The organism is Fulvimarina uroteuthidis, from assembly GCF_034321785.1.
GTDB classification, from domain to species: Bacteria; Pseudomonadota; Alphaproteobacteria; order Rhizobiales; family Rhizobiaceae; genus Fulvimarina; species Fulvimarina uroteuthidis.
On record NZ_JAXLPB010000001.1, the window covers coordinates 736,331 to 753,088 of the forward strand.

Genomic DNA, 16,758 nt, shown 5'->3' on the forward strand with positions numbered 1-16,758 from the left:
GGCTGCGTGCACTTCGATCACATGAACGTGTACTTGTGCTCGTCGTCGCCCCCTCCCCATTATGCGGGCGAGGCAGGAATGCTCGCATGGCTGACATTAACGCACTGCCAGGTGAGCGCTCGGCCTGAAGGGCGGGAGAAACAATCATGACGCAACGAACGGGGACGGCCGCGTCCGGCGGATGGCTGTCGCGTGAACGCACGGTCGCAGGTCCGGGCTTCAATCGGTGGATGGTTCCGCCGGCGGCCTTGTGCATTCACCTGTGTATCGGCCAGGTCTACGCCTTCTCCGTCTTCAACAAGCCGATGACCATGCTGATCGGCGGAACCGAGCCGGCGGCCGCCGACTGGACGATCTCCGAACTCGGCTGGATCTTCTCGATCGCCATCCTGTTTCTCGGCCTCGCCGCCGCCTTCGGCGGCACCTGGGTGGAACGGGTCGGGCCGCGCAAGACGATGGCGACGGCCGCCTGCCTCTTTGGCGGCGGCTTCGTCGTCGCCTCGCTCGGCGTCGTGTGGCACCAGCTCTGGCTGGTCTATCTCGGTTACGGCGTTCTGGGCGGCTGCGGTCTCGGCCTCGGCTACATTTCGCCAGTGAAGACGCTGATGACCTGGTTTCCCGACCGGCCCGGCATGGCGACGGGCATGGCGATCATGGGCTTCGGCGGCGGCGCCTTCATCGCCTCGCCGCTCTCGGTTCTGTTGATGAGCCAGTTCGGCGTCTCCGGCGCCTTCCTCGCCCTCGGCCTCATCTATTTCACCTACATGATGGTCGGCGCGATCATCGTGCGCGTGCCCGCCAGGGACTGGCTGCCGGAGGGCTACACCCCGCCGCGGACCTCGAAGGGGATGATCACGACGGCCAACGTCCATGTGGACGAGGCGTTGAAGACCCGTCAGTTCTGGCTCCTGTGGGGCATCCTGTTCCTCAACGTGACCGCCGGCATCGGTGTTCTGGGCCAGGCCTCGCTGATGAGCCAGGAAATGTTCCCCGGCACCATCACGGCGGCTGCGGCAGCCGGCTTCGTCGGGCTTCTCAGCCTCTTCAACATGGCCGGCCGCTTCTTCTGGGCCTCGACCTCCGACTATATCGGGCGCAAGCCCACCTACATGATCTTCTTCGCCCTCGGCGTCGTCCTCTATGCCCTCGTCCCCACCGCCGGGAACATGGGCTCGATCGTTTTCTTCGTCGCCGCCTACGCCGTTATCCTCTCCATGTATGGCGGGGGCTTCGCCACCATTCCGGCCTATCTGAAGGACGTGTTCGGCAAGGATTATGTCGGCGCGATCCACGGGCGCCTGCTGACCGCCTGGTCGGCGGCCGGCATCGTCGGCCCGGTGCTCGTCAACTATCTCCGCGAGTTCCAGATCGATGCCGGCGTGCCGAAGGCCGATGCCTACACCGTGACCATGTACATCATGGCGGGGCTTCTCGCGATCGGCCTCGTCCTCAATTTCCTGATGTCCCCGGTCCACCGGAAACATCACATGCAAGCCGACGCACGCGCCAAGCCTCTCGCGGCCTGACCGGGCGCGCGCGGTGGTATCGCGCGCGGGCTGCGGCGGTGCCGCCCCCTTCCCATCCCGCCTTCAGCCCCTTCAACGGAGCCTTTCCCCATGGCAGAACCATCCGCCACCAGCACCGGACAACTCGTCGCCGCCTGGGCGTTCGTCGGCATTCCCCTTGCCTGGGGCATCGTGATGACCGTGAAAAACGCGTCCGCACTTTTCTACTGACGCGCGATTGCATCCCGTCCGCGATGCGAGGCAGCTGCCGGGAAGAACGCGAGGAACCAAACGCCGGTCCCACTTTTTCACCTTCGGACTCTTTTCCACCGTTTATGGCGCGAGGAACGAGATGTACGAAGCCTGGAATGTCATCACAGCCGCGATACCTGGCTGGCCGCTCGCGGAGCGGACGCTCCAATTGTCTCTCGCAGCCATCTTCGCGGGCGTCGTCGGCTACGAACGCGAAGCCCGCGAACAGTCCGCCGGTCTTCGCACCCACATGATGGTCGGGATCGGCGCCTGCCTCTTCACGATCCTGATGATTTCGCTCGTCGATCGCTTCGACGACGGCGGGAGCGGCGTTAGATCCGACCCGATCCGGATCGTCAGCGCCATAACCTCCGGTATCGCCTTCCTCGCGGCCGGCGCGATCATCCAGTCGCGCGGCGAGGTGAAGGGTCTGACGACGGGCGCATCCCTTTGGGTGGCGGGCGCGCTGGGTCTTGCCTGCGGTCTCGCCGAATACGCGCTCGCCATCGTCTCCGTCGCCATGACGCTGCTCATCCTTCGCGTCGTAAAGAAGCTGGAATAGGGCCCGCGTCGGTTCCATCCGGCTCGCGCGAGGCAGGACCGCCCGGCCCATCCTCGCGCGGGTCCTCCGTAGCCACCCCCGGCGACGGTCGGGGCGCATCGAGGCGGAAATCGTCCGGCCGGCGGGGCCCGATCAGTTCGGGACCGTCGGGAAAGGCGCGGACGTAGCGCGATGAGACGAGTTCTTCCTCGGTGAGGACATAAAGATCGGCCGGCGGCGTCTGCATCGCCTTGATCCAGATCGCCGGACTAACGCCCATGTCGGCGAGAAGCTGCTGGCAGCGGGCGATGGTCTGCTGGATCTCGGAGATCGAGCGATCGAGTTCGCCGGCGCTTCGCGTTCCGGGAACCTCGGCCGCATAGACCTGGTGAAGCCCGATCCAGGCCGATTCCCCGGCGTGGCGCGTCAGCCCGCCGGCAAAGACGAGCGGACAGGCGGACGCGCAATAGCCGTCGGCGGGAACCTCGGTCGAGATGCCGGCGGCGCGCAGATCGGCCGCCATCTGCAGCGCATCCTCGACGGAGCCACCTGGAGAATGCAGGAAAAGCCGCGTCACCTCCTTGCGCGCCTCGGCCTGTGCGGCGAGAAACGCGCGCAGCTCGCCGGCCGTGCCGATCTCGATCCGCCCGACAGCGGACACGAGACCGCCGCCCGCCTCGAAGAAGGACATGGGCCGGGTCATGGCTTCCGAATCCACCGGTCCGTCATAGCCCGGAAGCGCCGGCTCGCCGCGATCTGGACCGACGGGGATGGTCTTCGGCAGATAGGGCCGGACCTGATCGCCCGGCTCGGGGCGCTTGAGCGGCATCGGCGCCGTCCGCTCGGTGCGGGCGGTATCATACCGCGCCTCGCGCTCGGCCACGTCCCGATAGTCGAAATAGACGATGCAGATGCTGACGACGAGCAGGCCGACGAAGATCGCGCGCAGGATCGCCCCGTCCGGAATGGCCTGGACCAGCCGTTCCAGCCGACCCGGACTTGCCTCTTCGCCGATCATCGCCGCGCCATCCGCTTCAGGATCCGGAGCATCGGCCCGAACATCGAAACCGAAGTCCGGAAAGCCTGATGCGTGACATCAAAAGGATTGCTGGAGCATCGTGGATCTGGAGAGACGGCACGATGCGTCAGCGGGATATGGTCTTGGGAAAGGGCGTCGGCCCGTCGGGATCGTTCCGCTGGGGGATCTCGCGGTCGTCGGCCGCGCTTCGCGGGCTCTCGGTTCCCGCGCGAGGCTCGAGCGATCTCGCCGCCGTGGCCGGCCTCTCCACGCGCTCGGGGACCCATTCGTCCTCCTCCACCCGGATCCGCTTCTGGATGCGGATCGCGCGCATCAGGTCGGCGGCGGACATGTCGCCGGTCTCCATTTCCTCGCCGTCCTCGCGCCGGATCACGTCCTGGACGATGCACAGGATGAAGATGAGGACCGCCGGCAGGAGATCGATCGAGATCGCGCCGGCCCAGGACGGCAGGAAATCGCCGGCATAGCGGATGACGGCTTCCGGCGCCGAGAGCGGGGTGAAGCGGAAGGGCTCCACGGTGGGGCGCGTCAGGATCTCTTCGGCGGCGGCGACAAGCTGCACGCTCTGGGCACGCACGGCCTCCTCCACCCTTACGACGACCTCGCTCTGGCGGGCGCGCAGGCTTTCGTCGCCGCCGTCCGAGACCGGGGCAATGAAGGACCGGCCGAGATCCTCGGCCGCGCGCTTGACCGCGGGCGCGACGGAATCCTGCTGGAGCCCGGTGATGATGCCGGACAGTTGCACCGCTTCTTCCGCGAACGCATTGGCCCGGTCGGCCACCGGACCCTGGCTGGAGACCAGCGTTCGCATGGCCGAAAGCCGCGCGGTGCCCTCGCCGAAGACTTCCGCGACGCGGACGCGGCTCGCCTGGATTTCGTTCTGGAGACCGGACAGCTGGTTCGACATCTGGCGCAGCAGCGCCACCACCGTTCCGGAACCGGAGGTTCCGGTGAGCGAGCCCGAGCGAGCTTCCTGCACCGCCAGCGTATCGAAACGCTGGGCTGCGAGCTGGATGTCGGGCAGCAGGGATTGGGCGGCGAGCGCGTTCTCGTGCGCCTCGTTGAGCTTCTGCTGATATTCCTCCGTGGTCACCGACAGGTGCTGTTCCAGCGCCGCCGAACCGGCGAGCGCCGAGGCGTTCAGCCACGACGACATGGCGATGATCATGAAGGAGCCGATCGCCATGGCAAGGTACAGCATGCGCCGGCTGCCGGGCTGGCGCACATGCGGCATGAAGCGCATGAGATAGGACCAGAAGGCATAGATCGCGACCGACACGGCGGACGCGTAGACGATGGCGCCGAGGAACACGGCTGTGGCACTGCCGTCGAGCAGTTCGCGGACACCCAGATAGGTGTAGACGCCCGACGCGAGCGCCAGGACGGCGAGCGTGATCTTGGTCGTCGTATCGAGGCGCGTCTGCTGGCCGCGAAGGGTGTAGGACTGGGATACGCTCATACGCTGCAACATCCTCGAGATCGACCGCGACGCCGGGTCGGCGAACCGACGGGCGGGCGGGCGACGCCAGATTGGCCATGACGCCGTTTCGGACGGGCAACAGCTACGATCCGTCCCCTGAACCGAACTTGAACCATGCCCGGTTCGTTAACGTCACATTAAGGCTTTCGCGTGAGGCAAGACAATGCGTCGGGGTCGAGCGTGTCCGGGTTTCGTCCAACAGGGTTAGCGCAAAGATTGGGCAATCCGGGAGAGGCCGTTGCAGTTCGAACGCCGACTATTTTAACGAAGTCTCTATCGAGAGTTCAGTTTCTATCGAATATTTCTATCATCGGATCGAGCCATGCATCTATCGCATGGCTGATTCCGCAAAAACGGGCTACCACTGCACTGCAGCATCGATTATTTTGTAATCAGTCGGGTCGAGACGGTTACCTCCTCCCAATCTTATCGCACCGACTGTTTCCTCCCAAGGTTTCTCACGAAACCACCTAATTCAAAGCCGGGTCTTCGAACCCGGTTTTTTTTTGCCCATTGTCCGGCGGGTCGGCGCGCGAAGACGGTCGAACGCGGCTTGCCCGGGGTTCACTGGTCTCCACTTCGATCGACGACGCCGACGGGACAGCCGCGCGGAGCCGTCGACGCCGACAGAATCAGCGCGCCGAGATCGGTCGAGGGCGTGATCTCTCCCTTCAGATTGATCCGCAATTCGTTCACGATCCGGCGACCGTCGTCATCGTTGCAATCCACGAGAACCCGCTCGCCCGCACCCGGCCCGAACGCGTCGTCGAAGGCGCTTCGTATGGCGTCATTGGTGAGTTCCCGGCCACGACTGCTCCGGAACAGCCTGCCGACGGGCGAGGCATCGAGCTGTTCGACGAGCCGCAGCGAATCCGCGAAATATTCGTCCGCATCCGCGCCATAGCAGGTACCGTGCTTGATCCATTCATGGCTGTGGAGGTCGGCCGCCATGCCCGGCATGGCCCGTTGGAGCGCCCGCGCGGTCGCCGCGCCGATCTCGGGCTCCGGAAGATCCTCCCACCGGCCCGTTCTGTCCGTCTCGATGTCGCGGCGCGAAACACCGCAATAGGCATTGTCGCGCGGCTGCGGCCAGAGCCCGTGCAGCTTGAGCCCGTCGTCGAGGCCGCCGCCGCGGCAGTCGAGGCTTCGCGGACGCACCTCGCAGAACGCCGCATGCCAGCTTGCGGCAAGGACATAGGTGCCCGCCGGCGAGCGCGTCCTCGGAACGGCGTCGCGCCGAGGCGGCTTCGCCCCGCCGGAGGAAGACGCCAAGGCGTTCGCCAGCGCGTCGGCTCCGCGGGACGCGGGTGGCGCGGCACCACCGTCCGGCGTGGGCCTTGCCCCCGCCGCGGCGGCGCTTGCAAGTCCGCCGCAATCCATGGCGACCCACCGCTCCTGCGGACGCGCGCCCGGCACCCGCAACCGGTAATGGGTCGGGTTCGTGCCGTTGACGGCGATGATGGCGTAGGCCGACCCCGGCTTCGTCGAGAGATTGCCGGGATTGGTCCCGTTGCGGAACGACTGGAACAGCGGGCAGACAGCGCGCGCCACGAACCGCTCGTCCGGCACGTCCCGCCCGTCCGCGACCGAAGCGGACGGCGTGGCAAGCAGGAGAAAGCCGGCCAGAAGCGGGGCAATTCGAAACGGGAGCGGCAAGGGCAGCCTCCAGGGACGCAGGATGATCGCGGTTCGCGTGTCCACCGTTTTAGGGGCGCTCGCCAAGGCATTCAACGCGCCGCCACCCGCGCTGCGGCAGATGCTGCGACGGCTCGGGACACGAGACTGCCGAACACGAGATGGGCGGGCACGAAACGGGCGAACATGAAACGCGCGGACACGAAATGGGCGGCGCTCACCAGAACGCCGCCCCTTTTCGGTCGGATCGGTTTTCCGATCAGTTCTGGACGGCCTGCACCGAGCCGCCGTCGACGCGCATGTTCGCACCGTTGATGAAGGAGCCGCGCTCGGAGACGATCAGCGCGATCGCGGCCGCGACCTCGTCCACCCGGCCACGGCGCTTCAGGGCGATGCCGGGACGCTCTTCCTCAAGGAAGCTCTTCACCGCTTCGTCCACCGAGACGCCGCGCTCCTTCGCGCGCTTCTCCATCATGCCGTCGGTCATATCGGTCTCGATGAAGGCGGGCGATACGGTGTTGCAGAGAATGCCGTGCTCGGCTTCCTTGTAGGACAGATTCTTGACGAAGGCTGCGAGCGCGGCCTTGGCGGTGTTGTAGGTCGCCTCGTCCCAATAGGGCTGCACGGCGTTCTCGGACGTGATGCAGACGAAGCGGCCCCAGCCGTTCTCGCGCATCTTCGGGAAGGTGGCGCGGGCCACCTTGACCGCCGACATGAAATCGATCTCCCAGGCTTCCCGATAGTCTTCGTCCTCCATCTCGAGCGGATGGCCCTTGGCGCCGGTGATGCCGGCGGTGTGGACGACGATGTCGATCTTGCCGAACTTGGCGTAGGCTTCCTTCACCATCGCGTCGATCGCGCCCTGATCGGTGCAATCGGCCTTGAGGCAGATCGTTTCGGTGGGAAGGCTCTTTGCCTCTTGTTCGAGTTCGTCGATCGCGAGATCCGACAGGACCAGCTTCACGCCCTCGCCGGCGAGGATCCTGGCCGTCTCGAAGCCCATGCCGCCGGTTGCGCCGGTGATGAGCGCGACGCGATCGCGAATTTGTAAGTCCATCGGAGCCGTTCCTTCGTTTTGTCGATTGCAAATGCCCGATCGTCGGGCGATTGCGGTGACAACGGAACGGCCGGCTCTTAAGTTGCGGCGCAACAGGTCACGAACGGTGCGGCAAATCATGCCCGACTACGATTTCAAGAGCCCGCGGCTCTTCACGCAGGACCGCCTCGATGCCGGCGCCGTTCTGACGGCCGGCGAGGCGCAAACCAACTATCTCCTGAACGTGCTGCGCAAGGACGGGGGCGACGAGGTCCTTCTCTTCAACGGCGTCGACGGCGAATGGCGCGCGACCCTGCGAAAGGCCTCGAAGAAGAAGCTCGAATTCGTAGCCGGCGAGCGGATTCGCGAGCAAACGCCGCCCTGCGATCTCGTCTATTGTTTCGCACCGCTCAAGGTCGGGCGCCTCGACTATATGGTGCAGAAGGCTGTGGAGATGGGCGCCGGCGTTCTCCAGCCGGTGCTGACCGATCACACCCAGACGCACCGGTTGCGCACCGACAAGATGCGCGCCAACGCGGTGGAGGCCGCTGAGCAGTGCGGCATTCTGACGATCCCCGAATGCCGCGAGCCGTTGAAGTTCGGCGCGTTCCTGTCCGGCTGGAATGCGGACACGCCCCTCGTCTTCTGCGACGAGCGGATGGAGCAGGGCACGCCGGTGGCGGCGCTGGAAGCCCTCGGCCCGGGACAGAAGGGCCTGCTCATCGGCCCGGAAGGCGGCTTTTCGCCGAGCGAACGGGCGGCGCTGCAGGAGGCTCCGTTCGCCACCGCGATCTCGCTCGGCCCCCGCATCCTGCGCGCCGATACGGCAGCGGTCGCGGCGCTGGCCCTTCTGCAAGCCGTCGTGGGCGACTGGAAACAGGAGTTTTAATTTCTTAGTCCTATGAACGGCGCGTCTCTTGACGGGCGGCTTGCAGCATTGCCTGACGGGTACAGATTTTCTCGCGGGCAGAATCGGATGCACCCGATGCTCGCCACGCATAGGAGGGGACGATCATGGCCCGCGATACGAGCGATGCAACGCCGATCCGATCGATCGACGATCTGGCGGATTATCTGAGAGACGGCGAAAAGCCCGAAGAGCGGTTCCGCATCGGCACCGAACACGAGAAGTTCGGTTATTATCTCGAGGATCTCTCGCCCGTTCCCTACGGCGGCGAGCGCGGCATCGCCAAGCTTCTCGAAAGCCTGAAGGCGCTTTCGGGCTGGGAAGCGATCATGGACGACGGCCGGATCATCGGCCTGTTCAACGACGAGGAAGGCGGCGCGATCTCGCTGGAGCCGGGCGGCCAGTTCGAACTTTCCGGCGCGCCCCTCAAGACGATCCACGAAACCTGCCGCGAATCGAACCGGCATCTGGCCGACGTCCGCTCGATCGCCAAGGAACTCGGCATCGGCTTTCTGGGCATCGGTTCCTCGCCGACATGGACGCTCGCCGAGACCCCGATCATGCCGAAGTCGCGCTACGAGATCATGCGCGCCTACATGCCCGATGTCGGCACGCGCGGGCTGGACATGATGCTGCGCACGACGACGATCCAGGTCAATCTCGACTTCCGCGACGAAGCCGACATGCGCCGCAAGATGCAGATCGGCATGAAGCTGCAGCCGGTCGCCTCGGCTCTGTTCGCCAACTCGCCCTTTACCGAGGGCAAGCCGAACGGCCTCGTCTCGTGGCGCTCGCAGGTCTGGCACGATGTCGACAACAACCGCTCGGGGCTTCTTCCCTTCGTCTTCAACGACGATTTCGGCTATCGCGACTATGTCGAATGGGCGCTCGACGTGCCGATGTATTTCGTCTCGCGCGGCGGCCACTACCATTGCACGACGGACGTCACCTTTCGCCAGTTCCTGGACGGGGCGCTCAAGGGCCGGTTCGAGGACGCCGAGCCGAATATGGGCGACTGGACGAACCATCTCTCGACGCTGTTTCCCGACGTGCGCCTGAAGCGCTTCATCGAGATGCGCGGGGCCGACGGCGGTCCGTGGCGGCGCATCTGCGCGCTTCCCGCCTTCTGGGTCGGCCTCCTCTATTCCGACGCCGCGATCGACAAGGTGGACGCACTGACCCGAGACTTCACGTTCGCCGAAGTCGCCGACATGCGCCAGCGCGTTCCGGAGGAAGGGTTCCGCACGCCGTTCCGCGACGGAACCGTTCTCGACATTGCGCGCGAATGCCTGAAGATTTCCCGCGAGGGCCTGATCCAACGGGCGAACGTCAACGACGAAGGCAATGACGAGAGCTTCTTCCTCGCGCCGCTGGAAGAGGTCGTGGCGCGCGGCACCACGTCGGCCGAAGAGCTGGTGCGGCTCTACGAGGACCAGTGGGACCGTTCGATGGAGCGTGTCTTCAAGAATCTGGCCTATTGACCGGAACGATCGCCCGACAAAAGACCGTCTGCAACGCAACGCAGGAACGTCCGCGCGACGCCGCATCGCCCGGACGCTTCGCGACACGGCGCCCGGGGCGCTGCCCTCACCCTCCCCGCGCCGGCCGCAGGGGCCGGCCCGCCGTCGTTTTGCCGTGGCGGGGGCTTGCCTTGGGACCGGTTCGGCCCTCTTTGTCATAATGACGACGATATGACCGGATGGCTTGGTTGGCGCCGCGCGGGAGAGCGAGACAATGACCGATTTTTTCGACTGGCTGACGACATCGGATTCCGGTCTTGCGGCCGATCGCCTGGCGAACGCCTACAATCTCAGCCCCAGCGAATTGCGTGACACGACGCAGGCGCTCGCCCCCGCCTTCTCGCTCGCCCTGATGCGCGCCATGTCCAACCCGATGACGGCGTCGAACCTGTCGCAGCAGTTCGCGCCCTTCTTCGGCTCCAGCGAGGCGACATCGCGCAAGGCGGCCGAGAAGGAGCAGGTTCGGGCGATGACCGAAAGCCTGTTCGGGTCCAAGGCGCTCGTCGACGCGATTTCCCGTCAGGTCTCCTCCGTCACCGGCACGGCGCCCGATACGGTGGAGCCACTGATGCGCAATCTCACCCTGATGGCCATGCAGACGATGATGCAGATGGTCGGCGCAAGCTTTGCGCGAAGCATGCGCGACGGCGACTTCACCCAGCAGGACGTGCCGGCGAACGTTGCCGATCTCATGCGCCGCAGTGCCAACGCGCTGGAAGCGTTTTCCCGCTCGCCCGACGAGGGGCGCGCCCGCAACACCGACCTGTTCGGCATGAACAACATCTTCTCCGATGCCTTCCGCGGGCCGCTTCCATGGCTGCCGCCCATGCCGGTCATGTCCCCCAAGAACGCGATCAAGCCGAAGGATGAGGAGCGCAGCAAGGCACCATCCTCGACGACGGGCAGCGATCTGCCGCCGACGCCGTTCTTCGCGATCTTCGAGGGCTTTTCGCGCGGGCTGCAGAAGGCTGCGGAGAGCGGCGGCGAACAGGGCGCGTCCGAGGGGGCGACGACGGCCGCGACGGACGGAAAACCGGCCCCGATCAAGGCAGATGCCCCGCCGCTTTCGCCCGATCCATCCAGCTTCGGCCGCCTCATGGAGGCGAGCGCCGACATGCAGGCCGATTATCTGAAGCGGATCACGGCGCTCTTCGATGCCAATCCACGAAAGGACGAGGAAAACGGAAAAAGCTGATCCGGCACATATCCATGCGCCCTGCTGCAACGAACCTGACATGCGCGGCGTTGTCTTGAGCCTCGATCCCTTGCGCCCTTCCTGTCTCCTTCGACTTCGCCAGACCGTCCACCCGCCCAGCCATTTCCTCCCAGGTCGCTTGCCTTGTTGATTTTCAATGCCCTGATCGTCTTCGGACTGATCCTTCTCAACGGCTTCTTCGCCATGTCGGAGCTGGCGGTCGTCTCATCCAAGCGGTCGCGACTCGAGCAGCGGGCCAAGAAGCGCAAGAGCGGCGCGAACGCGGCCCTGAAGCTGGCGGAAAATCCGACCACGTTCCTGTCGACGGTCCAGATCGGCATCACCCTCGTCGGAATCTTCGCCGGTGCCTATGGCGGATCGGTCTTTGCCGAACCGCTGGCCGAGATCCTCCGCCAGGTGCCCATCCTGCGCGCGATCGCCTACGATCTCGCTTTCGTCCTCGTCGTCGTGGTCATCACTTATCTGTCGCTGATTTTCGGCGAACTCGCGCCCAAGCGCATGGCGCTGGCAAGGCCCGAAGCCGTCGCCTCCTTCGTCGCGCCGTTCATGCGCATGATGTCCAAGATCGGCAAACCGGTCGTCTGGCTCCTCGAATTCTCCACCCGCGTCGTCACCGCGCCCTTCGTCAACGATGACGACCGGGAGGACGAGGTGACCGAGGAGGATGTCCGCTCGATGATCAAGGAGGGTACCCAGCTCGGCGTCTTCAAGGAGAAGGAGCGCGAGATGCTGGAGGGCGTGATCCGGATCGCCGACCGCAACGTGCGCTCCATCATGATCCCCCGCCGCGAGGTCGATTGGCTGAGCATCCACGACACCGAGGACGAGACGTTCGAGGAGATCCTGAGGGCCGGCCATTCCCGCTTCCCGGTTCTCGACAATGACGAGGATACGATCGTCGGCATCGTCCAGACCAAGGACCTGTTCGCGCTGCAGCGGCGCGAGGGAGGCTTCGACCTTGCGGTCGCGATGCGAAAGCCGCTCTACGTCAACGAGGCGATGCCGATTCTCAAGCTTCTCGAGGCGTTCCGGGATGCCAACCTGCACATCGCCGTGGTGCTCAACGAATATGGCTCCTTCGAGGGGATCGCGACGCCGCAGGATATTCTGACCGCGATCGCCGGCTCGCTGCCCGAGGGCCCCGAAGACGCCGTGTCGGCCTTCATGCGGCAGGACGGCTCCTGGCTCGTCGATGGCGCGATGCCTGTCCACAGCTTCGCCGCCAAGGCCAAGACGATCGAATTTCCCGAAGATCGCGACTACGAGACCGTCGCGGGTTTCGCGCTCGAACAGATCGGCCATATTCCAGGCGTCGGGGAGATCTTCGAATGGGAGGGCTATACCGTCGAGATCGTCGATCTCGACGGCCATCGCATCGACAAGCTGCTCTTCACCCAAAAGCCGGTGGAAGAGGACGGCGAGGACAGCGGCGAGGATTGATCACCCGGGCATCGCTCCGGCGGCCGCGTCGGGTCTGCCCTGTGCGACATGGCCGATACGGAGATGGCCGGACGGCATGGGTGGTCCATCCGGCCTTCCGTCATTCCGGCGGCACAGCGCTTTCTTCGATCGGAACGGCGCCGGCCCTCACCGGCCCTTCGACCGGTAGATGTTCTCGGCCGACTTCACCGCCAGAAGATAGGTCGGATCGCAGCGCCAGTCGCGATTGAGCGCGTCGTGGACGTCGTCGCGTTTCAGGCCGATATCGTTCAGGAGATAGTCGGGGAGATCGGCCAGCCGGCGGGCCGCCCGGCGATTGACGATGGTGAGCGCGATGGCGCGAACGGCCGCTGTGAACAGGCGCGCGGCATCGCCGATACGCGTGGTGAACTCACCGGTCGAGGTCTTCTGGATTATCGCCATGGCTTCATCTCCTTCTCGAAAGCCGCTGCGCCGCCGGGAAAAGAGAAGCGCCGCGACCGCGATGGCCGAGCGCTTCCAAGTTTTTTCCTGACGCAACAGGAGATAGCGGTTGCCAGTTGATCGATCCAACGAATGTTCGTAATCTCTGCCATCGATTTTCCTGATGGAGCCACCCGATGACCTCTCCCGTCGATCTGGAACAGTTGCGGACCTTCGTCGCCATCGTCGACGCGGGCAGCTTCACCAAGGCGGCGGAAGACGTCTTCAAGACCCAGTCGGCGGTCTCGATGCAGATGCGCCGGCTTGAAGACCGGCTGGGACGCAAGCTGTTCGAGCGCAACGGCCGCACGATCGAGATGACCGAGAGCGGACAGCGCCTGTTGAGCTATGCGCGCCGGATGCTGACGCTCAGCCAGGAGACCCTGTCGGCCTTCGACGAGAACGCGATGCAGGGTGCGGTCCGCATCGGCCTGCCGGACGATTACGCCGAGCGTTTCCTGCCGGAGATCCTGGCGCGGTTCGCCCGCTCCAACCCCCTCGTCGAACTGTCCATCGCCTGCGAGCCCTCGTCCAATCTGGCCGAGGCGATCTCGAAGGGCCGGCTCGACCTCGCGCTCGTCTCCGACTGCGGAACCGACGGAGCGAAGATCGACGTGATGCGTCACGAACCCCTGCATTTTGTGAGTTCGAGCGCCCACGACGTGCACCTTGGCGAGACCGTCCCGCTGGCCGTCGGCCGCATCGACTGCAAGTGGCGCCGCGACGGCATCGCCGCCCTCGAAAATTGCGGCCGCGCCTACAATGTGCTGTTCAGTTCCTGGTCGGCGCAGATTCTGATCTCGGCGGTTCTGTCCGGTCTGGCGGTGGGCGTCCTGCCCGAGTGCGCCCTGCGGCCCGGCATGCGGGTTCTGGGCGAACGGGACGGCTTTCCCCGGCTTCACCACACCGAAATCGGCGTCCTGCGATCGCCCGGCGCGTCGGGCGCGATCGTGACGGCCCTCGTCGAGCACATCCGCGAAAGCCTGGCCAATCTCGCACCGGCCAATACGCCGCGGATCAGGCCCCACCAGCTTCCCGAAACCCGGTTGATCCGCTCCCAGCGCCGCAGGCCGGGCGCGATCGCAGCCGGCTGGTAATGCCGCGCCCTTCCTTCACGGAATGCGATGCATCGCAACGCCGCGCCGTGCCCAGGGCCGCATGCGGATCGGTGGACGATGAGGCCCGATCGCGGCATCGCGCATTGCTCAACCGGGCGGCGACGGCGATACTCGCTCCATGAGCCTCATCGACAACGAACCCGTCTCCAACGTCGCCGAATTCAGCGTCTCGGAGCTGTCCAACTCCCTGAAGAAGACGGTGGAGGACGCGTTCGGCCATGTGCGCGTGCGCGGCGAGGTGTCGGGCTATCGCGGTCCGCATTCGTCCGGCCACGCCTATTTTTCGCTGAAGGACGAGAAGGCGCGAATCGATGCGGTGATCTGGCGCACCAGCTTCTCCAAGCTCGCCTTCAAGCCGCAGGAGGGCCTCGAGATCATCGCGACGGGGCGGCTGACCACCTATCCCGGCTCCTCGAAATACCAGATCGTGATCGAGGACGTGAAGCCGGCGGGCGCGGGCGCCCTGATGGCGCTTCTCGACGATCGCCGCCGCAAGTTCGAGGCCGAGGGCCTGTTCGCGCCCGAGCGCAAGAAACCCCTGCCGTTCCTCCCCGGAGTCATCGGCGTCGTCACCTCGCCCACGGGCGCGGTCATCAAGGACATTCGCCATCGCATCACCGACCGGTTTCCCGTCCACGTCCTGGTCTGGCCGGTCAAGGTCCAGGGCGAAGGATCGGGCGATGCCGTGGCTGCCGCCATCACGGGTTTCAACGCCATCGATCCCGGCGGGAAGATCCCGCGTCCCGACGTCATCATCGTGGCGCGCGGCGGCGGAAGCCTCGAAGATTTGTGGGGCTTCAACGACGAGGCCGTGGTCCGCGCGGCGGCCGATTCGCGCATTCCGCTGATTTCGGCGGTCGGCCACGAAACCGACTGGACGTTGATCGACCATGTCGCCGATCGCCGGGCCCCGACTCCGACGGGCGCGGCCGAGATCGCCGTTCCCGTTCGGGCCGAGCTCATGGCGGATCTGGCGGCCTTCCACGCGCGCCAGCAAAGCGCCATCTCGCGCCGTCTCGACCATGATCGCCGACAGGTCGCGCAGACCGCGCGCGCCCTGCCCTCGCCCGACATGCTGCTCGCCTTGCCGCGGCGGCGGCTCGACGACGCATCCTCGGGCCTTGATTCGCAATTCCTTCTCACGGTCTCGCATCAGCGCCAGACCTTCGGCGCCATGGCATCGCGGCTTTCGCTGGGCACGCTGGAAGCGGCCGTTCGCGACAAGCGTTCGGGCCTGCGCCATACGGCGCTCGAGGCCGAGCAGGCCGTTGTCGGCCGCCTGTCGCGGCTTCGCCAGCATTTCCAGGGCCTGACGGCCAATCTCCAGCCGATCGGACTGAAGGCCCGGAGCGATGCCGCCCGATTCAAGCTCGACGCCCTGTCGGAACGCTTCGACCGGACCGAGAGCCGCATCACGATGGAGCGGCGCGACAGGGTGAGCCAGGTCTGGCGCGTCGCCTCCAGCCTCGGTCCGCAGAAGGTGCTCGAACGCGGTTATGCGATCCTGCGCGGCGAGAACGACGAGCCGATCACCGATCCGGCCGCGCTGCCTGCCGGAACCGTGTTCGTGGCGGAATTTTCGGGCAAACGCCGCGTCGGCGCGCTCTCGACCGGTCCGACCTCCGGCGACGGCCTTACGCCAAAGCCGAAGCGGCGGCGCCGCAAGACCGCCGACGAAGAGGCGTCACGCGTTCAGGGCAGCCTATTCGAAGGCTGACCGGCTTTCCTCGAAAGCCGAATCCGCGTCGGCGTGGCGCGTCCAGTGCCCGTCGAACTGGTGCCGAAACCAGGTATCCTGGCGCTTGGCATATTGCCGTGTGCGGATGATCGCGCGCTCGCGGGCGCCATCGAGCGTCGCCTCGCCGGAAAGAACGGCCGACAATTCGTCGAAGCCGATCGCCTTTTCCACAAAACCCGCGCCGTCCGGTCGCCGCGCCAGATAGTCCTGGACCTCGTCCATCGCTCCGGTGGCGAGCATCGCGTCGAACCGCCGGGCGATCCGTTCGCGGAGGATCGGCCGTTCCGGGGTGAGGACGATCTTGAGCGCCCGGTCGGGATCGAGAAGGCCTTCGCCGCGCCCCCGCTGGAGCCGACTCAGCGGCGTGCCCGACGCCTCCGCGATCTCCAGCGCCCGCACGATGCGTTGCCCGTCCTTCGGCTTCAGGCGTTCCGCCATCGCCGGATCGACGCGGGCAAGTTCGGCGTGCATCGCCTCGGGGCCCGCCTCGGCCAGGAGCGCGCGCCACTTCTGCCGGACGGCGTCCGGCACGGGCGGCATCGCGTCGAGAAGGCCGAGGAGCGCCTTGAAATAAAGGCCGGTGCCGCCGCAGAAGATCGGACGGAGCCCCTGCTGGCGGCAGGACGCGAGGATCGCGCCGGCCATGCGCACATAGGACCCGGCCGACACCGGATCGCCCGCCTCGAGCACGCCGTAAAGCGCATGGGGCACGCTCATCTCGTCGGCGAGCGAGGGCCGCGCGGTCAGCGTCGGCAGGTCGCGGTAGACCTGAAGCGAATCCGCATTGATCACCATGCCCTTTGCCGAAAGGGCCAGGTCCATCGCGAGCTTCGACTTGCCGCTCGCGGTCGGCCCGGCTATCAGGACGG

General features: G+C 65.8%; 15 protein-coding genes. 9 read left to right on the top strand and 6 right to left on the bottom strand.

The window, feature by feature from the left end; all coding sequences use genetic code 11:
• Positions 1–146 precede the first annotated feature (146 nt).
• From U0C82_RS03320 to U0C82_RS03325, 3 genes are all read left to right on the top strand, one after another.
• The gene (locus U0C82_RS03320; protein WP_322185626.1) at positions 147–1,526 is read left to right on the top strand and encodes an L-lactate MFS transporter; all 1,380 of its coding nucleotides are present in this window, start codon (positions 147–149) and stop codon (positions 1,524–1,526) included.
• A 90-nt stretch (positions 1,527–1,616) separates the two neighbouring features.
• Positions 1,617–1,736 carry an MFS transporter small subunit gene (locus U0C82_RS18920; RefSeq protein WP_416186608.1) on the top strand — a complete coding sequence of 40 codons (120 nt, stop codon included), beginning with the start codon at positions 1,617–1,619 and terminating at the stop codon, positions 1,734–1,736.
• A gap of 121 nt (positions 1,737–1,857) precedes the next feature.
• A complete protein-coding gene (locus U0C82_RS03325) occupies positions 1,858–2,319 on the top strand; it encodes an MgtC/SapB family protein (protein ID WP_322185627.1) in 462 nt (153 codons plus the stop codon).
• Here the strand turns inward: U0C82_RS03325 and U0C82_RS03330 are convergent.
• The 4 genes from U0C82_RS03330 to U0C82_RS03345 form a co-directional block, all read right to left on the bottom strand.
• The gene (locus U0C82_RS03330) at positions 2,288–3,316 is read right to left on the bottom strand and encodes a COG3904 family protein (protein WP_322185628.1); all 1,029 of its coding nucleotides are present in this window, start codon (positions 3,314–3,316) and stop codon (positions 2,288–2,290) included. The genes U0C82_RS03325 and U0C82_RS03330 overlap by 32 nt on opposite strands.
• 127 nt (positions 3,317–3,443) lie before the next feature.
• Complete coding sequence (locus U0C82_RS03335; RefSeq protein ID WP_322185629.1) at positions 3,444–4,796, bottom strand: hypothetical protein; 1,353 nt, start codon at positions 4,794–4,796, stop codon at positions 3,444–3,446.
• A gap of 585 nt (positions 4,797–5,381) precedes the next feature.
• Positions 5,382–6,518, bottom strand: a complete 1,137-nt coding sequence (locus tag U0C82_RS03340; RefSeq protein ID WP_322185630.1) for a ribonuclease T2 family protein — start codon at positions 6,516–6,518, stop codon at positions 5,382–5,384.
• Positions 6,519–6,711: 193 nt separating this feature from the next.
• Positions 6,712–7,509, bottom strand: coding sequence for an SDR family NAD(P)-dependent oxidoreductase (locus U0C82_RS03345; RefSeq protein WP_322185631.1), 798 nt, complete (start codon positions 7,507–7,509; stop codon positions 6,712–6,714).
• Between the two features lie 118 nt (positions 7,510–7,627).
• On the opposite strand from U0C82_RS03345, the gene U0C82_RS03350 reads away from it, so the two are divergent.
• The 4 genes from U0C82_RS03350 (at position 7,628) to U0C82_RS03365 (ending at position 12,571) form a co-directional block, all read left to right on the top strand.
• Positions 7,628–8,377, top strand: coding sequence for a 16S rRNA (uracil(1498)-N(3))-methyltransferase (locus U0C82_RS03350; RefSeq protein WP_322185632.1), 750 nt, complete (start codon positions 7,628–7,630; stop codon positions 8,375–8,377).
• A gap of 125 nt (positions 8,378–8,502) precedes the next feature.
• Positions 8,503–9,876, top strand: a complete 1,374-nt coding sequence (locus tag U0C82_RS03355) for a glutamate--cysteine ligase (RefSeq protein WP_322185633.1) — start codon at positions 8,503–8,505, stop codon at positions 9,874–9,876.
• A gap of 253 nt (positions 9,877–10,129) precedes the next feature.
• Positions 10,130–11,110, top strand: coding sequence for a hypothetical protein (locus U0C82_RS03360; protein ID WP_322185634.1), 981 nt, complete (start codon positions 10,130–10,132; stop codon positions 11,108–11,110).
• Between the two features lie 144 nt (positions 11,111–11,254).
• Positions 11,255–12,571, top strand: coding sequence for a hemolysin family protein (locus U0C82_RS03365; protein WP_322185635.1), 1,317 nt, complete (start codon positions 11,255–11,257; stop codon positions 12,569–12,571).
• Between the two features lie 147 nt (positions 12,572–12,718).
• On the opposite strand, the gene U0C82_RS03370 is transcribed toward U0C82_RS03365, so the two are convergent.
• The gene (locus U0C82_RS03370; protein ID WP_322185636.1) at positions 12,719–12,994 is read right to left on the bottom strand and encodes a DUF1127 domain-containing protein; all 276 of its coding nucleotides are present in this window, start codon (positions 12,992–12,994) and stop codon (positions 12,719–12,721) included.
• Positions 12,995–13,170: 176 nt separating this feature from the next.
• On the opposite strand from U0C82_RS03370, the gene U0C82_RS03375 reads away from it, so the two are divergent.
• Both U0C82_RS03375 and xseA read left to right on the top strand, forming a co-directional pair.
• Positions 13,171–14,130, top strand: coding sequence for a LysR family transcriptional regulator (locus tag U0C82_RS03375; RefSeq protein ID WP_322185637.1), 960 nt, complete (start codon positions 13,171–13,173; stop codon positions 14,128–14,130).
• Positions 14,131–14,269: 139 nt separating this feature from the next.
• Positions 14,270–15,868: an exodeoxyribonuclease VII large subunit gene (xseA, locus tag U0C82_RS03380; RefSeq protein ID WP_322185638.1), complete on the top strand. Its 1,599-nt coding sequence runs from the start codon at positions 14,270–14,272 to the stop codon at positions 15,866–15,868.
• Here the strand turns inward: xseA and miaA are convergent.
• The gene (gene miaA, locus U0C82_RS03385) at positions 15,854–16,711 is read right to left on the bottom strand and encodes a tRNA (adenosine(37)-N6)-dimethylallyltransferase MiaA (RefSeq protein ID WP_322185639.1); all 858 of its coding nucleotides are present in this window, start codon (positions 16,709–16,711) and stop codon (positions 15,854–15,856) included. The genes xseA and miaA overlap by 15 nt on opposite strands.
• Between the last annotated feature and the right edge of the window lie 47 nt (positions 16,712–16,758).